Source organism: Salinispora sp. H7-4 (assembly GCF_013416675.1).
In the GTDB taxonomy this organism is placed as follows: domain Bacteria; phylum Actinomycetota; class Actinomycetes; order Mycobacteriales; family Micromonosporaceae; genus Micromonospora; species Micromonospora vitiensis.
In genome coordinates this window covers 76,399-92,710 of the sequence record NZ_JABZED010000045.1, presented here as the reverse complement: position 1 = coordinate 92,710, position 16,312 = coordinate 76,399, and the positions used below count along the sequence as shown (strand labels likewise).

Sequence of the window (16,312 nt, the reverse complement as noted above, 5' to 3'; positions counted from 1 at the left end):
CGAGGGTGTCCCGATCGACGTGCACGTGGCCTCCATGGTCATTGTTGCTCAGCAACGTCGATCATGGACGCCCTCGCCTCTCTTCGCTGTCCCCGTACCCCTTGGAATAGATCGTCTAGGCGCTAGCGAAGGTCGGTCCACGCGTCGTCCAAGATCAGGCGCACGGATCTGGCGATGTGCGCGCGTCCGGCTTGCGCTCCGTACCTACCTTGTGAAGTGAAGCTCAGCGCCGGCAGACGCTAGGTGGGCGGGCATGCAGATCATCGAGCACAGCATCATCGGGACCCGCTCTGCGGTGCTGCGCCTTCGGCGCCCCAGCAGCCAGTTGCAGTTCGTGCTGTTCCCCATGCTTCATGTGGCGAGCCCGGAGTTCTACGCGGCGGTGGCGCAGCGGCTCCGGCAGTGTGACCTGCTCGTCGTCGAAGGCGTCAGCGGGCGCTCGGTACTTACATGGGCCATCACGCTCACCTACCGGGTCATACCGGCCAACAGACGTTCCGGACTTGTGGTCGACAACATCGCGTACCGGTCGCTCGGCGTCGAGCTGATCAGCCCGGACGTGACGACGGCGGAGTTCGCCCAGGGTTGGCGGGCCATGCCGCAGCGATACCGGCTTCTGATGTGGTGTGCCCTTCCGATCGTGGTCGTCGCCCAGTTCTTCGGCGGCACGCGGCGGCTGCTCTCGCCTGAGGTCGAGTTGAACGACCTGCCCAGCGCGAAGGACGAGAGGTACTCAGACGATGAGTTCGCTGAGCATTTCGAGCGCACGTTCGGCGGCGATCGGGATGACCGGTTGCTTGCTGCGCTGTCTGAGCTGGTGCGTACCCGTTCGTCGGAACGGATCGACGTCGGGGTCGTCTACGGTGCCGGTCATGTGCCATCGATCGTGCGGGGACTCGCGGACCGACATGGCTACCGCCCCCGGACCGCCGAGTGGCTCACCGTGCTGGACGCGTGAGCGGCATCCTCATTGGCCGCCGAGCGTGCGGAGCGGAGGCCGGTTGGATCAATAGGCCGGTTGACCACCAGCGGCCAGTCGGGCCACCGCCGCAGCCGGCGTGCCGTCGTAGCCGGGCCGGGCCACCAGCACCCGCCGGGCGCTGGCTGGGTGGAATCATGGAGCGGGAGCTGCCGGTTCCCGGGCCGACCTGATGCGTTTGCACGGTGGTCCGCGCCCGCGCCCGTACCGGCGGATAGTCGCGGGCGGGCTGGCGGCTATTTTTCGGCGTCGTTCGACACTGCGGGGAGACGGTGGACCGCGACCATCGCGATGATCGGCATTATCGCCAACGTGAGCAGTGCCGCGTTGAGGCCGGCACCGTCGGCGATCAGCCCGAAGGCTGGGGCGAGAAAGCCTCCCACCGACACCGCGAGACCGAGTGTGACGCCGGAGGCGGTGGCCGCCCGCCCCGGTAGGTAGCGCTGGCCGAGTGTGACGTTCACCCCGAAGGGCAGGTAGCTACCGACACCGAGCAGGGCGACCGCCATCCACGCGATCCACGGAAGCGGCGCCACTGCCAGTACCACCAGGGCTGTAGAAGTGGCGGCGTACCCGAACCAGAGGGGCAGGGTTTCCCCCCACCTGTCGGCGACGTGGCCGCCGACGAGCGTGCCGATGAGGCCCGCCGCGAAGAACAACGCGAGCGAGTTGCTGCCCATCTGCTGGGTGACCCCGAACTCCCGGATGAATAGCAGCGGGAGGAACGAGGCGACTCCGACGATCACCGCGGAGCGTGCCGAGATCGACAACGTCAACCAGCCGAAGGCGCGCCAGTTGTCCCGGGCCCACGCCGTGTTGGACCGGGCCCGCTCACGGTCCGCCCACTCCGATCGACGACGCATCGCCAGGCCGCCCGCGATCGCCGCCCCGACCGCTGGTATGACCAGCCAGGGGCTCGCGCCGAGACCGAGCCAGAGGAGAAATGGCGAGGCCGCGAGCGGGCCGAGCGTGTAGCCGACATTGCCGCCCAGGGCGAACCAACTCATCGCCGTCGCGGAATCGCCCCCCACCTCCCGGACGGCCCGCGCGCTTTCCGGGTGGTAGGCGGCGATGCCGAGACCGGCGACGACGGCGGCGGCACACGACAGCCAGTAACCCTCCGTAATGCCGAGCAGGGCACATCCCACACCGGAGGTCAGTACCCCAGCGGACATCATCCACGGCGTCCGATGGCGGTCCGCGAGAAATCCCAGGATGGGCTGCACGATCGAAGACGACGCGGTGACGGCCAGCAGGAGCCCGGTCACCCCGACGTAGCTGTAGCCGTGGCGTACCGCGAGCAGCGCGATGATCGCGCTCGTCGCCCCTTGGTAAAAGTCGTTGACGATGTGTGTGCCGGTCAGGACGGCGAGCCGACGAACCCGCGCGGTGGGCCTCCGCCCACCGGGCGACCTTCTCAGCAGCACTGCACCACGACCAGGTCCGGGATGCGCTCGTCGGCTCCGCCGTCAGCTTGAGGCGAGCATGAAAAGATCACCGTCATCTGCAATCTTGAGAATTCTCTGCAGTGGAGCACAAAGGACATTCTCAGATTCGTGTACCAGGTAGGCAACCCAGTTGTCCCGTTGTTGAGCTGGGCCGCGCCCCGCGTCGCCGGTCATGCCGCGCTGATCAAGGCCGGGGCGGAGCGGATCGTCGAACGCGCCGCACTGGACGGAGGCACGGTGGACCGGCATGACCTGATGCAGCGGTCCGGATTGTGGTGGCGGGTGAGGACGCCGACCCGATCACCCGGGCCACGGCGCTGGAGGGCATGTGGCGGTACCCGCCCGGTGCCACCAGCCGCGTCAGGCGTGCGCGACGCATGGCTGACCGATGCGTACGACACGGTCAGGTCATGATACGGAGGGGTTTGGAACTGTCCTCGTCCACCGGCAGCCTGGGAACCATGGATGACGTCGTGATTGAGGTTGGCGGCCTGCGCCGCAGCTACGGTGATTTCGAGGCGGTCCGGGGCCTGTCACTCCGGATTCCCCGGGGCGAGCTGTTCGCTCTGCTCGGCACCAACGGCGCCGGCAAGACAACTACCATCGAGGTGCTGGAAGGGCTGCAATCGGCCGAGTCCGGGTGCTCGGGCTGACTCGATCAAGGACCGGGCCGCGCTGCGCCCTCGGACTGGAGCGATGCTTCAGCACGGCGGGTTCACCGGCTCACTCACCGTACGGGAGACGGTGGAGATCTGGCGGTCGCTCACCGGACGGCCGCACCCGACCCACGAGGTGCTGGAACTGGTTGAGCGACCGGTTGAACGTGGCGGTCGAGCAGCTCTCCGGGGGCGAGGGCCGGCGGTTGGAGCTGGCACTGGCCGTGCTCGGCCGGGCCCGCTGCTCTTCCTCGACGAGCCCACCACCGGCATGGACCCGGGCTCCCGGCGCCGCACTGCTCTCGGGTATTGAGCATGGTCGTCACCTCGGGGCGTGACGCGGCCGGTCGCCGGGCCCCGGCGGTGTCGCACCGGGTCGGCGCCTCCGGGCGCCGTGCAGGAGGGGCCGACTCGACGGTCGTGGCCGGCGCGCCTCCGCGGCACCACGCCGGCATCGGTGCGGGCGTGATGCCGGAACGGTCAGCCCTCCACAACCGCGCGGGGCGTCCCTTCCGCCGCCGGCGGGTGGGCCCCGTCGAGCTCCGCGCGTAGCGCCGCGACCGGTTGCACCCCGGAGAACGCAGGGCGGCCATCGATGCTCAACGACGGCACGCCCCGGATGCCCAGTGCCGCGGCCCGCTGCCGGTCACCGGCCACCCGGCCGGCGTACGCATCCGTCTTTAGCACTGTGCCTACCTCCGTGTGGTCCAGCCCGGCCGCATCGGCCAACTCGGTGAGCGTCCCAGGGGCGGCGATGTTACGACCCTCGACGTGGTAGGCCCGGTACAAATGCTCCAGCAGTGCGTCTGCGCGGCCCCCGCGATCGGCGAGGTGGACCAATCGGTGCGCGTCGAAGGTGCTCACCGGGCGCGCCTTCGTGAGGTCCAGTGTGAGGCCGACCGCGGCGCCCTCCCGCTGGATCAGCGCGATCCGCGCCTGCACCGCGGCGGGGTCCATCCACTCGGTCATCGCCTCCGCCGCGGTGGGCCCGGGTTCACGCCCCTCGTCGGGAGCCAGCTCCATACTCCGCCAGACAACGTGCGTCTCCTTCCGATGCGTGAAGCCCTCGAGGGCGGCATCGAGGCGGCGCTTGCCGATGTAGCACCAGGGACACAGGATGTCGAAGAAGATCTCCAGCTGCACGGGGCGGCCTCCGGGTCGCGGTTGGGGAGTTCAGCTCGGATTGATGACGATCTTGCCGCGGACATGGCCACTCTCCATCTCGCGGTGGGCGTCGGCCGCCCGGTGCAGCAGATAGCGGCCGGAGACCTCGATGCGAAGCTCACCCCGGTCGTACAACGCCACGAGCTCCGCGAGCCGGTCACGGCTGCGTTGACTGAAGATGGCCCGGACGCCGAACTGCTCCACCCGGTCGAAGTCCACGAGCGTGCCGATCCGGTCAGGGTCGGCGACCAGCTTCACAGAGGCGTCGAGGGCGGCACCGCCGATGGCGTCCAGAGCGGCCGTGACCCCGCCGGGAGCCAGTGCCTGCACCCGCTCGACGAGCCCGTGGCCATACTCGGTGGGTACGGCACCCAGTGACCGAAGATAGTCGTGGTTGCGCAGGCTGGCCGTGCCGACCACAGTGGCACCCCACAGCCGGGCGAGCTGGACCGCCACCGTACCGACTCCGCCGGCCGCCGCGTGGATCAGCACCGTGTCGCCGGCACCCACCCTCAGCGCCTGCAACGCCGTGTGTGCGGTCTGGGCGGACGCCGAGAACGCACCGGCCGCGTCCCACGACATCGCCGTGGGCTTGGCCACGATCTGGTCTACGGCGACTACGAGCTGCTCGGCGTAGCAGGACAGCAGCGCCCAGCCCAACACCTCATCCCCCACGGCGATGCCGGTGACATCGGCGCCGACCTGGTCGACGACCCCGGCGAAGTCATTTCCCACGGTCTGCGGAAAAGTCAGCGTCGCGCCGGGCGGCGTCCACCCGGCGCGCACCGCACAGTCGTACGCCTGCACACCGGCGGCGGCGACACGCACCCGCACCTGTCCGGGCCCTGCCTCGGGCGTGGCCACGTCCACCACCTCCAGCATCTCCGGCCCACCGAAGGAGTGGAAAGCCGCTGTCTTCATGAGAGTCCCTTCTCCGACTGCGAGTAACGGCCGGCGCATCCGCCGATCCTCGATCCTTCAACCTCAAGTGCGGTTGAGGTCAATGTGCTGAGAAGGTGGCCGGGTCGCCGGCCGGCAGCCGTGTCCGTCGTGCAACCAGCACACCGAGCAGCGCCAGTGCCTGAGCCGGCACGAAGCCAGCCAGATAGGCGGTGCCCGCGGAACGGGACAGCCAGGCGGCGAAGAGCACGCCGGTGAAGGCGAGTGTCGCGGTGACGAACAGCGACTCGCTGAGCTGGAGAGCCGAGGTGTTGGTGCCCTGCTCGTGCGGAGCCGACAGGGACAGGGTCACCACCGGCAGGACCGGGTAGATCACGCCCATTCCGACACCGAGCAGCACCAGGCCCGTCACACAGACGGCGATCGGGGTGGCGGAAGCTACGGTCGTCGTGGTCGCTGCGACCCCCAGCACCATGATCGTCATTCCGGTGACCAGCCATCGGGTGGGTGGCCATCGGTCCGCGGTGCGGCCCTGCACCCACGAACCGGTGAACCAGCCGATCGCACCGGTGGCCAGGATGAGGCCCACCACCGAGGGGGTCAGACCGCGCTCACGCACCAACAGCAACGGCACGAAGATCTCGGTGGCGGCCATCGCCGCACCGGCAACTCCGCGTAGGGCGATGACGCTGGGCAGGCCGGGTCGAGCGGCGAAGGTACCCGGCGGCAGCAGGCGCGGCGTGAATCCGACGAGGCAGACCGTCCCGGTGACGATCAGCAGCACCGCGACGAGTCCCTCACGCTGGCCGCCGTACTGCACCAGGACCGCGGCAGCGGCGACGCCGATCGCCCACCACAAGCGGCTCCACGTGGGCACCGGACGGTCGTGCCGGGCTGGCTCGCCGCGGCGCCGTACCCGTGGCAGGACCAGCGCGGCGGCCGGCACCGCCAGCAGTGCCACGCCGAAGAAGACCCAGCGCCAGCCGGCGTGCTGCACGATGCTGCCGGCGAATGCCGGGCCGACGATGGAAGGCACCAACCAGGCGCCGGCGAGAAGGGCGAACACCCGCGGCCGGAGCGCCGCGGGAATCTCCCAGGTCGGCACCTCGGTGCACTCCGGGCGGCTCGGCATCGGTGCGATGGCCGACCTGGGCAGCATCCTGCGTACCGCCGCCGCCGCGCTGACCGCCGTGCGAAGAGAGCCGGGTTCCGACTCCCTGGTGACGAGCACACCGGTCAACGGGGCAGACGGCCACCGGTGAGTTATCCACACCTGCCCACCATCGCGGGGACGACCGTCGTCTTTCCGCTGCGACGACGCGCTCTGGCGCACCGACCTCGGCGGGCACACAGTCGAACGACTCACCGAGGATGAGACAGTAGGCACACCCCAGCTCTCCCCCGACGGGCGGAGAGTCGCGTACGCCGTGGGTGACGGACCGCTGGCCGTCCGGGCGTTGACCAGCGCGGGGCGCGAACTGCTCGCCCACGGGCAGGGGGGCCAGGCGGTCACCTGGACTCCCGACGGGGCCGGGATCGTCTACACCGGCTGCGTCGACCGGCCGTTCGAGGTTGACTGGCTCCACCAGGTAGACCTCGACGACGGCGCCGTCCGTCGTCTGCCCTACGGCCCCGCCACCTCGCTCAGCTTCGGTCCCGGCGCTGCCCGCGTGCTGGGCCGCGGCGGCGTTGATCCGGCCGGCTGGAAGGGCTACCGCGGCGGACTGGCCGGAGAGCTGTGGTTGGATCCGGGGGATGGCCGCTTCGTACGGGTACCGACACCGATGGGCAACCCGACCGCGCCGCACCTGGTCGGCGGCCGCCTGTTCTTCCTCTCCGACCACGATGGCACCGGCAACGTCTATTCCTGCGATCTCGACGGTGCTGACCTGCGACGGCACACGGCGCATCGGCGGTACTGCGCACGGCATCTGAACAGCGACGGACGCCGGCTCGTGTACCAGTCCGGCGGGGAGCTGTTCCTGCTGGAGCCCAACGATGCCGAAGGTCGACGGCTCGACGTACGGATCGGGGGCAGGCGGCGCGGTCCACGGGCGGTAGCTGCGACCCGGGCCCTCGACGGTGCTGCGCTCAGCCCAGCCGGCGACACGCTGGCCGTGACGGTCCGGGGCGCGTTGGTGACCAGGGCGGTTGAGGGTGGTCCGTATCGGCGGCACGGCATACGGACCCGACGGCACCGCCGGCCGGTGTGGCTCGCGGACGGCTCGGCGGTGGTCGTGGCCACCGGGGACGGCGGCACCGACGAGCGGTTGACGTTGGCCCCCGTCGACGGGTCACCCGCATTCGACCTGGACCTGCCGCCACTCGGCCTGGTCACCGAACTCGCCGTGGCACCCCGCGGGCGTCGCCTCGCCGTGGCAAATCACCGGCACCAGCTCATGGACGTCCGGATCGACGTCGACCCCGCCACCGGGGCGGTGCGGTCGCAGGCGACCCTGCTGGACACGAGTCCGTACGACCAGATCTCCGACCTCGCCTGGTCGCCGGAGGCGTCGTTGCTCGCATACAGCTTCCCGGACACCGACAGCACCAGTTGCATCCGCTTCTGCCGGCTGTCGGACGGAGAGACCTTCCCGGTGACCGAGCCGCTGAGCCGGGACCGGTCACCCAGCTTCGATCCGAGCGGACGGCAGCTGTTCTTCATCGGCGTTCGCGCCCTGGACGCGGTCTACGGGGAGATCGAACCGAACCTCACCTTCGCGGCCGTGTCCCGTCCCTACACGGTGCGACTGGCGGTCGAGGACCAGCCGGAGACGGTCGACGTCGGCGCGGTCGTGCGGATCGACCGGGACGGCCTGTTCGACCGGGTCACCCCACTGCCTGTCCCACCGGCCCGGTACGGGATGGTGGTCGGCCTCTCCGACGGGGCGCTGCTCACCGCCCGGCCCGTACGGCCATCTCAGGCGCCCGACGGCGGTGGCACCGGTCGTGGTGGCGATCTCTACCGCTACGACGCCGTGGCTCAGCGACTCACCCCGCTCGCGAGGCGGGTGACCGAGTTGCAGTGCCTGCCGGACCTGTCCGGCGCCCTCGTGCGGACGGGCGGTCGGCTCGACCGCATCCGGCTCGACCAGCCCGGCCCTGCCGCCCGGGTCACCGTCGACGACATCGAAGTGACCGTGGACCCGTACGCCGAATGGCGACAGATCTTCCGGTCGGCCTGGACCTTGCAGCGTGAGTACCACTGGTCGCCGGAACTCGGCGGGGTTGACTGGCCGGCGGCGTATCGCCGGTACCGCCCGCTGGTTGACCGGGTGACCACCCGCGAGGAGCTGTCCGACGTCCTCGGTGAGCTGCACGGCGAGCTCTCCAGCTCACACACCGGCGAACGCGGAGGCGACCATGGCGCGACCGTCGGGTACGGCCGGCTCGGCATCGACTGGGACTGCCGCGACGGCCACTGGTACGTCGGCCGGGTGTGGAGAGTCCCTGGTACGGCCGGCCCCGCATTCGGTGTCGAACCCGGCCAGCGGGTCACCGCCGTCGACCTTCGCCCGGTCGGTCCGGGCGGCCCGATGGAGCTGCTCGTGGGCCGCGCCGACGGGGTCGTCGGACTGCAGCTCGTCGAGCCGGATGGCGCGATTCGTGCGGTGACGACACCTGTCCTGGCCGACGACCGCCAGTTGCGCTACCGGGGATGGGTGGAGGACAACCGGAAGCTGGTGCATTGGCTGACCGGCGGTCGGGTGGGTTACGTGCACCTGCCGGACATGGGTCCGCGAGGGTTCGCCGAGTTCCAGCGTTGCCTACTGGTCGAAGCCCGGCGGGAGGCGTTGCTGATCGATGCCCGATTCAATGGTGGTGGACACGCTGCCGACCTCGTCATCGAGCGGTTGGCGCGGCGGCGCGTCGGCTACCGGTTGGCGCGCCGGGGAGCGACGCAGGGGTACCCGCACCGGGCCGCCCCCACCGCACAGGTCGTCCTGATCAACGAGCGAACGGGATCCGACGGTGAGACGTTCGCCCAGGTCTTCCGGTCGCGGGGCCTCGGGACCGTGGTGGGCCGGCGGACCTGGGGCGGCGGCACCGGTATCCGACCGAGGCATCGACTCGTCGACGGCACGGTAACCACTCAGCCGGAGTACCGGTTCGTGTTCGACGACACCGAAAAGGGACTCGAGAACCACGGCTGCGAACCGGATGTCGAGGTGGACGTGAGCCCCGACGACCACGCCGCAGGCCGTGACCCACAGTTGGAGGTCGCCGCCCTGCTGGCAGCGAAGCGGATCGACGCGGCACCCACGATGAGTGACTTCCCGCGTATGCTCGGTGATCGAATCACGGCGAGCGCATCGGCTTCTATCGATCATTCTGCCCCGGCGCCAGAGCCACGAGGATGAGAACCCGGACGAAAGGCAGGTACCTGGCCAATGACTCAGTTGATGGCTGACACTGAGGCTCCTACTCGCCGTAGATCGGTCTGGGCGGGTTACGCCGCCGCGACCTGGGCACTGCTGTTCGCCATCCGCGGCATCTACTGGGCCCTCGGCGGAAGCGTCGGACTCGCCACCCTCTCCGAGGGGATCAAGGACCTGCACGCGCAGGGCGACCGGATGCTCTTCGCGGCTCTGTGGATGACAGTGGTGCTGGAACTGTTCGGCGTTGTGCTGGGTCTGGCGCTCGTGCGTCCGTTCGGTGTGGTGTTTCCGCAGTGGGTGCCGGTGGTGGCGAAGCGGCGGGTGCCGAACTGGCTGCTGCTCGTACCCAGTTCGGGTGCCTCCGCTCTGCTGCTGGCGCACGGCGGCACGTTCGTCGGCTTCGGACTGAGCGCCCTGATCAAGGGCGAGACGATGACCACCGAACTCCGCTGGTACGCGATGTTCTGGGGTCCCTGGTTCATACTCGGAGGAGTCCTATTCGGCGCCGCGGCGCTTGCGTACCTGCGGTGGACCTCGGATCGGCGCTCGTGGCGACGCCGGATCGGGGTCGCCGCCGGTGTGGTCGCCTTCCTCGGTGGTCTGGTGGCTGCCGCCGCGCCGTTCATCGTCACCTGGCTGGCATCCGGCAGCGAGTAGTGGGCCCGTGGCCTCCCTGAGCGGACGCGGTTACGGCGTCTGGCCCGCCGCTGCCGCCACGTCGGCGGGTCCCTGCACGGATCGCCGCCGCGCGGTGAACAACTCGCGGTAGAACCAGCCCTGCCGGAAACCCGCTGGCTCGTAGGGCGACGAGGCCGTCGCCTCGACACAACCCTCGCTGGTCGTGAGGCGCACCACCGCGGAGTAGTCCGGGTGGACACCGTCACCGCTGAGAGCGCGCACGAACTCGACCTCCATCACGTCACCTGCTTCGACCTGGATCGGCTCGTCCCAGAGCGGCAGGTAGACGGGGGCGAAAGTCGTCACCTGCTCTGGGCGTCGACCGGCTCGTCCTCCCGGTGGCCCCACAGCCGGATCCACAGCAACAAGCCGTCAACGCGCCCCGGCTGACGCATCACCAGCACCCCGGTCTCGCGCCCCTCAGCCGATGCGCCGACCGAGAAGTCGAGGTCTTCCACTATGGCGGACGTGCTCAGCACGTGCCGTGGATCGGCCCCTTCGACGCACATGCGCACGTCGAAGGGGCCGCCCTTGACGCGGAAGAGCTCGTCGAGATAGTGGAGGGCGTATGGCGAGAACGACAGGGCAGGCGCCAGATCCCTAATGCACGTCGCGCCGGCCATGGTCACGGCCCGGGCCGGCACCATGTCCGCGCCGGACTTGGTGAGGCGGTTCTTGGCGTCGGCCAGGACGACGGCTGCGCCCTCCGACCCGGCGATGGTGCCAATGATCTCCGAGACACAGACGTCAGCCTGCGCCTCTTCGAAGCTGAGGTCCGTCGACCAACCGCCGACAAGTGTGACAAGCTCACGCCTGTCGAAACGGGACAGCCGCGCCCGGGCCAGTGCCAGCGAACTCCGCTGACCTTCGACCGCCAGAACGCTCGTCGCTCCCTGGCTGATGGCGTAGCGAGCCCAGTTCAGGTCCTGACCCGTTCCGATGTCGAGCACCCTTCGGCCGGAAGCGACCCGCGCGAGGGCCTGGCGGAAGGCACGGTTGCGAATCCGGTCGATCGTCATCCCGAAGTAGGCAAGCTCGTCGTAGACCGGGTACTCACCGAATGACGGAGACAGAACCACCTCCTTACCCTGTTGGTGGCGGCTCTCGCCGGGGCGCGGTCGGCACCGGTCCTGATCACCGCGTCGGCGATCGGCTACTACGGCGATCGCGGGGACGAAGAGTTGACCGAGGAGAGTCAGCCGGGGGACGGATTCCTGGCCCGGCTCTGCCAAGACTGGGAGGCCGCTGCGGCGCGGGCCGCCGAGCACGGTTGTCGGGTGGTGCAGACCCGGTTCGGGGTCATCCAGGCCCGCGACGTCGGCATGTTGGTGGCCATGCGGCGCTCCGCGCTCGTCGGGCCGGTGGTCCGCTTCGGGTACGGGCGGCGTCACCAAAGCTGGGTGGCACTCGACGACGTCACGCGCGCCATCACGTTCGCGCTCGCTACTCCAGCGCTGGCCGGCCCGCTCAACGTCACCAGCCCCAACCCGATCACGAATGCGGCGTACGCGGCGACGTTGGGGCGGATCATGCGGCGCCCGGTCATTCCCGTACCCCCGCTGTTGCCGCGGATCGCGCTGCCCGGTGTGGCCGACGAGCTGCTGCTGCAGAGCGCGAAGGTCCTGCCACGGCGATTGCTGTCAGCGGGGTTTCAGTTCCGCTACCCGACCCTCGACGGCTGCCTGCGAGCGCTGCTGTGACTGGGCCAGGACACCCCCGCCGGCTGAGAGGCTACCGGCGGTCGCGACCGTACGGGGCCGAGGTCAAGGACTTCGATGCGCGAACACCCAGCGAGGCGCTGACGCGCCGCGGCCCGTTCGGCCGGCGGGTCCTTCACGGCGTGGCGCCGCGCGCCGTAGGTCGCCGCAGGTGATAGCGGACCGCGCGCCAGCGCTCAACGAGGTTGGCAAAGGGAAGAGTCCGATAGCGCCGACATGATGCCTCAGTCGCGCTGTCGAGTTGCACCAATCACCAACAGGATCGCGCTGGGCAGATAGAAGAGGCCCACCGAGGCCGCACCGAGGATGACACTGATGCCGAGCACCGAGGCCGAGGCGATCGCCACCGGCCGCCGCGCGCGCCTTGGCGTGACCAGCGCGGCAGCGGCCACCGCCACCGGGATCAGGAGCAGGGCGGCGGCCGCACCCCAACCGGCGGCCTCTAGCAGGCTCTCTCGGTCCGTGGTTTCCACGGTCCCGGCGGGCTGGCCTGCCTCCATGGACGTGCCGACGCCGGTGCGCTCGGCCAACGGTAGGAACAGCAGCGCGGCGCTCACCGCCAACGTGAGCAGGAAGGCTGCGAACAACCAGCGATTGTCCGAGACGGTGAGCGACCAGCGGTTGCGCGTAACGGCTTGCTGAGACATCCCCGTTCCTCCGCTGTCGTTGTCGTCCTGGCTCCAGCGGTGCCGTCGACCACCGCCGCGGCGACGGGTGTCGCGTTGTCCCGCAGATGTCAGACATCATATGCTGCCGATGGCTCGACGGTCGATGGGATACGCGCTGCCCGGTGCGGGGCTCGATGTTCGCGGAATCTTCACGTAAGACCGGGAAGGTGGTGAGGATGAGAACGCTGGCCGCACTCGCTTACAGCAAGAGGAAGGCCGTTCTCTACATATCGGCCGCTTTGTTCGTGGTCGCTGGTGCCGTCGGTGGCGGAGTAATTCCGATGCTTTCCACCGGCGGCTTCACCGACTCCTGGACGGAGTCTGCGCGCGCGAGCGAGTTCATCCAGCGGGAGTTCGGCACCGGCGCACCCAACCTGATCCTGCTCGTCGCTGCCGACCAGGGCGTGGACGATTCCGCTGCGACGCGGGCCGGCACGGAGCTGACCAGCCGGTTGGCGGCTGAGCCGGGCGTCGCCGAGGCGACGTCCTACTGGACGCAGCAACGCCCTGCCGCCCTGCGCAGTAAGGACGGCGACCAAGCCCTCGTTCTGGCCCGGATCGAGGGCGACGAGGACGAGGTTGACAGTCGGATGGAGGCGCTGGGCGAGCGCTACAGCGGCGAGGTGGACGGGCTTCGGGTGCAACTCGGCGGCGCCGCCGAGGCGAACCGTGAGATCATCGAGAACACCGAGCGCGACCTGATCAAGATTGAAGCAATCACCTTCCCGATCGTCTTTGTCATTCTCATCTTCGTGTTCCGGGGCCTCGTGGCGGCTTTCCTTCCACTGCTGGTGAGCGTCCTGACCATCGTGTCGGTGCTGCTGGTGATCCGACTGTTGACCACGTTCACCGATGTCTCGGTGCTGGCCACCAACGTCGCGACCGGCCTGGGCCTGGGGCTGGCGATCGACTACAGCCTGTTCATCCTCACCCGCTACCGCGAGGAGCTACGTCAGGGTGCGGCGATGGACCGGGCCATTTCGGCGACGCTGGCCAGTGCGGGACGCACCGTGGCGTTCTCCGCGATCACCGTCGCCCTTTCGCTGAGCGCACTGCTGATCTTCCCGTTCGCCTTCCTACGCTCCTTCGCCTACGCCGGCATCCCGACGGCATTGATCGCAGCGCTGATCACCATCACGACCCTGCCGGCGTTGCTGGCCGTGCTGGGCCCCCGCGTGGACAAGTTCCAGATCTTCCCGCGTCGCAGCGAACCGGATTCCGAGCAGGGCTTCTGGCATCGACTGGCTACGTCGGTAATGCGGTTTCCCATCCCGGTGGCCGCTGTTGTCATCGTCGTGATGCTCTTCCTCGGTGCCCCGTTCCTCGGGCTGCGGATGGGGTTGGCCGACGAGCGGGTTCTGCCCCAGGACGCCAGCGCGAGCCAGGTCGGGGCAACCCTGCGCGAGGACTTCTCATCGATGGATTCACAGCCACTCAACGTGGTGCTGCCCGACGCCCCCGCGAGTGCCAATCGCGCATCCGCAGTGACCAGCTATGCCACGAGCGTGTCGCAGCTGCCCGACGTGGCCCGTGTCGACACGGTGACCGGGAGCTTCGTGGACGGTACGCGGATAACCGAGGCGACCGTCCAGGCGACGCGCTTCGCGACCGACAGCAGCGTATACCTGGCCGTCACGCCGTCGGTGGACAGCAGGTCGACCGAGGGTGAGCAACTGGTCAAACAAATCCGGTCACTGCCCGCGCCATACGAGGCGCAAGTGAGCGGACCAGCGGCCGAACTGGTCGACTCGCTCGACTCCCTGTATTCCCGGATGCCGCTGGCACTGGCGCTCATCGCAGCCAGCTCGCTCGTGGTGCTCTACCTCTTCACCGGCAGCGTGGTGATTCCGCTCAAGGCCATTGTGCTCAACTGCCTGAGTCTCAGCGCTACCTTCGGCGCACTCGTCTGGGGTTTTCAGGACGGTCACCTCGAGGGGATCGTCGGCGAGTTCGAGGCCACGGGCACCATCACCTGGACGGTGCCGATCCTGCTCTTCTGCATCGCGTTCGGTCTGTCCATGGACTATGAGGTGTTCATTCTTTCCAGGATCAAGGAGGAGTACGATCGCACCGGCGACAACACCCTCGCCGTGGCCCGTGGACTGGAACGGACTGGCCGTCTGGTGACCGCAGCCGCGATCCTCATGGCCGTGGTCTTCCTCGGGTTCACTATCTCCGGCATCTTCTATCTGAAGGCTATCGGTGTCGGTCTGGCGTTGGCGATCCTCATGGATGCGTTCCTGGTCCGGGGGGCACTCGTGCCCGCCTTCATGCGACTGGCCGGTCGGTTCAACTGGTGGGCTCCCAGGCCCTTGCGTGCTCTGCACCGCAGGATCGGCATCAGTGACTCCGATGTTGACGGCCGCACACGGCAAGACGCCCGCGAGGTCCAGCCAGGCAGGTCCGTCCCTGTTGCCGGTGAGTCCGAATAGCTGTCGTGGTCGGCCGGGGTCGCGGCCAGGCTGTTGCGTAGTCGGTTGAGGGGTGCTTGAACTGGAGTTCGGGTGGCCCTGTTGCCCGTGGGGTCTACGTAGGACAGGTCTGGCCGTCGGTGATCATGGCGTTTGCGAAGACAACCGTGATCGAGAATAGGACCGCACCCGCTGATGTCATCGTCACTGACCGAGATCGTGCTGCCGCAGCGACCCCCGGGTATGCCGTGCCTGACCACGGTCACCGACGGTGATCGACTGAGCCTGTTCGTCGCGTTGGAAGCGGTGGACGACCTGCGGGATCCGCGGGGTCGGCGGTATCCGCTGGTCAGTGAGGCAAGCCAGGTGGGACGGCTCGACGTCCCCGTCGGCTATTTCCTGGTCGAGCAGGCGCATGCAGCGGCGTTGGAAGGCCGGGTCGTGATCGGCGTGTTGCGCGAGCGCCCATGCGGCGGTGGCGGCTCCTTTCTGACGTCGCTACGTCGAGGCCACCCGAAACACGCCTAATGCGACCGCAGCTGGGCACGCCACGGATGATCTGGATGGACCAGGCCGAGGGTCGCATCCAGCCAGCCGCGTTCCGCCCGCGACAGCAGCGGAAGTGCGCCGGTGAAATCAGCCTCGTCCTTGTCCCGTGTGTGCTTTGCCTTGAACAGCAGTACGGCTTCGATAGCCAGGTACGGGATTCCATCGTCTGTATGTCGGATAATCTCGCTATACGGTCGGCGGATCCGCTGCTCGTCGCGGCGGCAGATCCAGACGTCCCCGTCGTGCGGCTCGCGAAAGACGTCGAAGCGCCACCTGCCCGCCGTCGGGTCCCATGCCCACGTCTGGTGAGAGTCGCCAGCTAATGCCTCGGGCGTCATCGGCGCCAGTACGCCCTCGCCCGCCGGCACCCAGAAATCAAGCTCGGGGAACAGCGGCGGCAGCAGAGCGAAATGCGCTGCCGGCACGGCGATCTCCAGGTCCTCATGGGCGCGGGTCTGCTGGCCGCGGAATAGATCTACCGCCCAGCCGGCCGCGATGTACCAGGGAACTCGCAGGTCGCGGAGGCGTTCGGCAATGTGGCGCGGATGCCACGCCGCCCATGCGTCGACATCGGGATGGTTCACGACGGCGAGTCTATGGTGGGGGAGCTGGAATGTGAATCTCGGTCGTGACCGTCGGGCGGGAGCAGCGTTAGGCCGGTCATGGGTCATCGAAAGCCATACCCCCAGTGACGTCACCGACGAGCAGTGGGCGAGGAGGTGTACGCGCAGCACGAGCGCGCGATGGCGGCCGGCGTACGGG

17 protein-coding genes are annotated in these 16,312 nt (G+C 68.8%); 9 read left to right on the top strand and 8 right to left on the bottom strand.

What is annotated here, in order from left to right:
* Window positions 1–253 precede the first annotated feature (253 nt).
* A complete protein-coding gene (locus tag H0524_RS18070) occupies window positions 254–958 on the top strand; it encodes a hypothetical protein (protein ID WP_180199706.1) in 705 nt (234 codons plus the stop codon).
* Window positions 959–1,215: 257 nt separating this feature from the next.
* Here the strand turns inward: H0524_RS18070 and H0524_RS18065 are convergent, their stop codons facing one another.
* Window positions 1,216–2,406 carry an MFS transporter gene (locus H0524_RS18065; protein WP_309225152.1) on the bottom strand — a complete coding sequence of 397 codons (1,191 nt, stop codon included), beginning with the start codon at window positions 2,404–2,406 and terminating at the stop codon, window positions 1,216–1,218.
* A 482-nt stretch (window positions 2,407–2,888) separates the two neighbouring features.
* On the opposite strand from H0524_RS18065, the gene H0524_RS25015 reads away from it, so the two are divergent.
* Both H0524_RS25015 and H0524_RS25010 read left to right on the top strand, forming a co-directional pair.
* Window positions 2,889–3,080: an ATP-binding cassette domain-containing protein gene (locus H0524_RS25015; RefSeq protein ID WP_255436044.1), complete on the top strand. Its 192-nt coding sequence runs from the start codon at window positions 2,889–2,891 to the stop codon at window positions 3,078–3,080.
* A 152-nt stretch (window positions 3,081–3,232) separates the two neighbouring features.
* Window positions 3,233–3,421: a hypothetical protein gene (locus tag H0524_RS25010; protein WP_255436043.1), complete on the top strand. Its 189-nt coding sequence runs from the start codon at window positions 3,233–3,235 to the stop codon at window positions 3,419–3,421.
* Between the two features lie 142 nt (window positions 3,422–3,563).
* Here the strand turns inward: H0524_RS25010 and H0524_RS18055 are convergent, their stop codons facing one another.
* From H0524_RS18055 to H0524_RS18045, 3 genes are all read right to left on the bottom strand, one after another.
* Window positions 3,564–4,226, bottom strand: coding sequence for a DsbA family oxidoreductase (locus H0524_RS18055; protein WP_180199705.1), 663 nt, complete (start codon window positions 4,224–4,226; stop codon window positions 3,564–3,566).
* A 30-nt stretch (window positions 4,227–4,256) separates the two neighbouring features.
* A complete protein-coding gene (locus tag H0524_RS18050; protein ID WP_180199704.1) occupies window positions 4,257–5,168 on the bottom strand; it encodes an NADP-dependent oxidoreductase in 912 nt (303 codons plus the stop codon).
* 79 nt (window positions 5,169–5,247) lie between these two features.
* Window positions 5,248–6,279 carry an MFS transporter gene (locus H0524_RS18045; protein WP_255436042.1) on the bottom strand — a complete coding sequence of 344 codons (1,032 nt, stop codon included), beginning with the start codon at window positions 6,277–6,279 and terminating at the stop codon, window positions 5,248–5,250.
* A gap of 7 nt (window positions 6,280–6,286) precedes the next feature.
* On the opposite strand from H0524_RS18045, the gene H0524_RS18040 reads away from it, so the two are divergent.
* From H0524_RS18040 to H0524_RS18030, 3 genes are all read left to right on the top strand, one after another.
* Window positions 6,287–6,409, top strand: coding sequence for a hypothetical protein (locus H0524_RS18040; RefSeq protein ID WP_255436040.1), 123 nt, complete (start codon window positions 6,287–6,289; stop codon window positions 6,407–6,409).
* Between the two features lie 165 nt (window positions 6,410–6,574).
* Window positions 6,575–9,508, top strand: a complete 2,934-nt coding sequence (locus H0524_RS25460) for a S41 family peptidase (RefSeq protein ID WP_309225151.1) — start codon at window positions 6,575–6,577, stop codon at window positions 9,506–9,508.
* A 42-nt stretch (window positions 9,509–9,550) separates the two neighbouring features.
* Entirely contained in the window at window positions 9,551–10,183 is a 633-nt protein-coding gene (locus H0524_RS18030; RefSeq protein WP_223874122.1) for a DUF3995 domain-containing protein, read from the top strand.
* Window positions 10,184–10,213: 30 nt separating this feature from the next.
* On the opposite strand, the gene H0524_RS18025 is transcribed toward H0524_RS18030, so the two are convergent.
* Together H0524_RS18025 and H0524_RS25005 are read right to left on the bottom strand one after the other, a co-directional pair.
* A complete protein-coding gene (locus tag H0524_RS18025) occupies window positions 10,214–10,510 on the bottom strand; it encodes a hypothetical protein (protein WP_018218312.1) in 297 nt (98 codons plus the stop codon).
* Window positions 10,507–11,283 carry a class I SAM-dependent methyltransferase gene (locus H0524_RS25005; RefSeq protein WP_309225150.1) on the bottom strand — a complete coding sequence of 259 codons (777 nt, stop codon included), beginning with the start codon at window positions 11,281–11,283 and terminating at the stop codon, window positions 10,507–10,509. Before H0524_RS25005 ends, H0524_RS18025 begins: the two co-directional genes overlap by 4 nt.
* Window positions 11,284–11,298: 15 nt before the next feature.
* On the opposite strand from H0524_RS25005, the gene H0524_RS25455 reads away from it, so the two are divergent.
* Window positions 11,299–11,904: a DUF1731 domain-containing protein gene (locus H0524_RS25455; protein WP_309225149.1), complete on the top strand. Its 606-nt coding sequence runs from the start codon at window positions 11,299–11,301 to the stop codon at window positions 11,902–11,904.
* A gap of 242 nt (window positions 11,905–12,146) precedes the next feature.
* Here H0524_RS25455 and H0524_RS18010 read toward each other — a convergent pair whose 3' ends face one another.
* Window positions 12,147–12,569: a hypothetical protein gene (locus tag H0524_RS18010; RefSeq protein WP_180199703.1), complete on the bottom strand. Its 423-nt coding sequence runs from the start codon at window positions 12,567–12,569 to the stop codon at window positions 12,147–12,149.
* A 302-nt stretch (window positions 12,570–12,871) separates the two neighbouring features.
* On the opposite strand from H0524_RS18010, the gene H0524_RS18005 reads away from it, so the two are divergent.
* Window positions 12,872–15,022 (top strand): MMPL family transporter, encoded by a 2,151-nt coding sequence (locus H0524_RS18005; protein WP_180199709.1) that lies wholly within the window; start codon window positions 12,872–12,874, stop codon window positions 15,020–15,022.
* 174 nt (window positions 15,023–15,196) lie between these two features.
* Window positions 15,197–15,529, top strand: a complete 333-nt coding sequence (locus tag H0524_RS18000) for a hypothetical protein (RefSeq protein WP_180199649.1) — start codon at window positions 15,197–15,199, stop codon at window positions 15,527–15,529.
* Here H0524_RS18000 and H0524_RS17995 read toward each other — a convergent pair.
* Entirely contained in the window at window positions 15,526–16,134 is a 609-nt protein-coding gene (locus tag H0524_RS17995) for a nucleotidyltransferase domain-containing protein (RefSeq protein ID WP_180199702.1), read from the bottom strand. The genes H0524_RS18000 and H0524_RS17995 overlap by 4 nt on opposite strands.
* Between the last annotated feature and the right edge of the window lie 178 nt (window positions 16,135–16,312).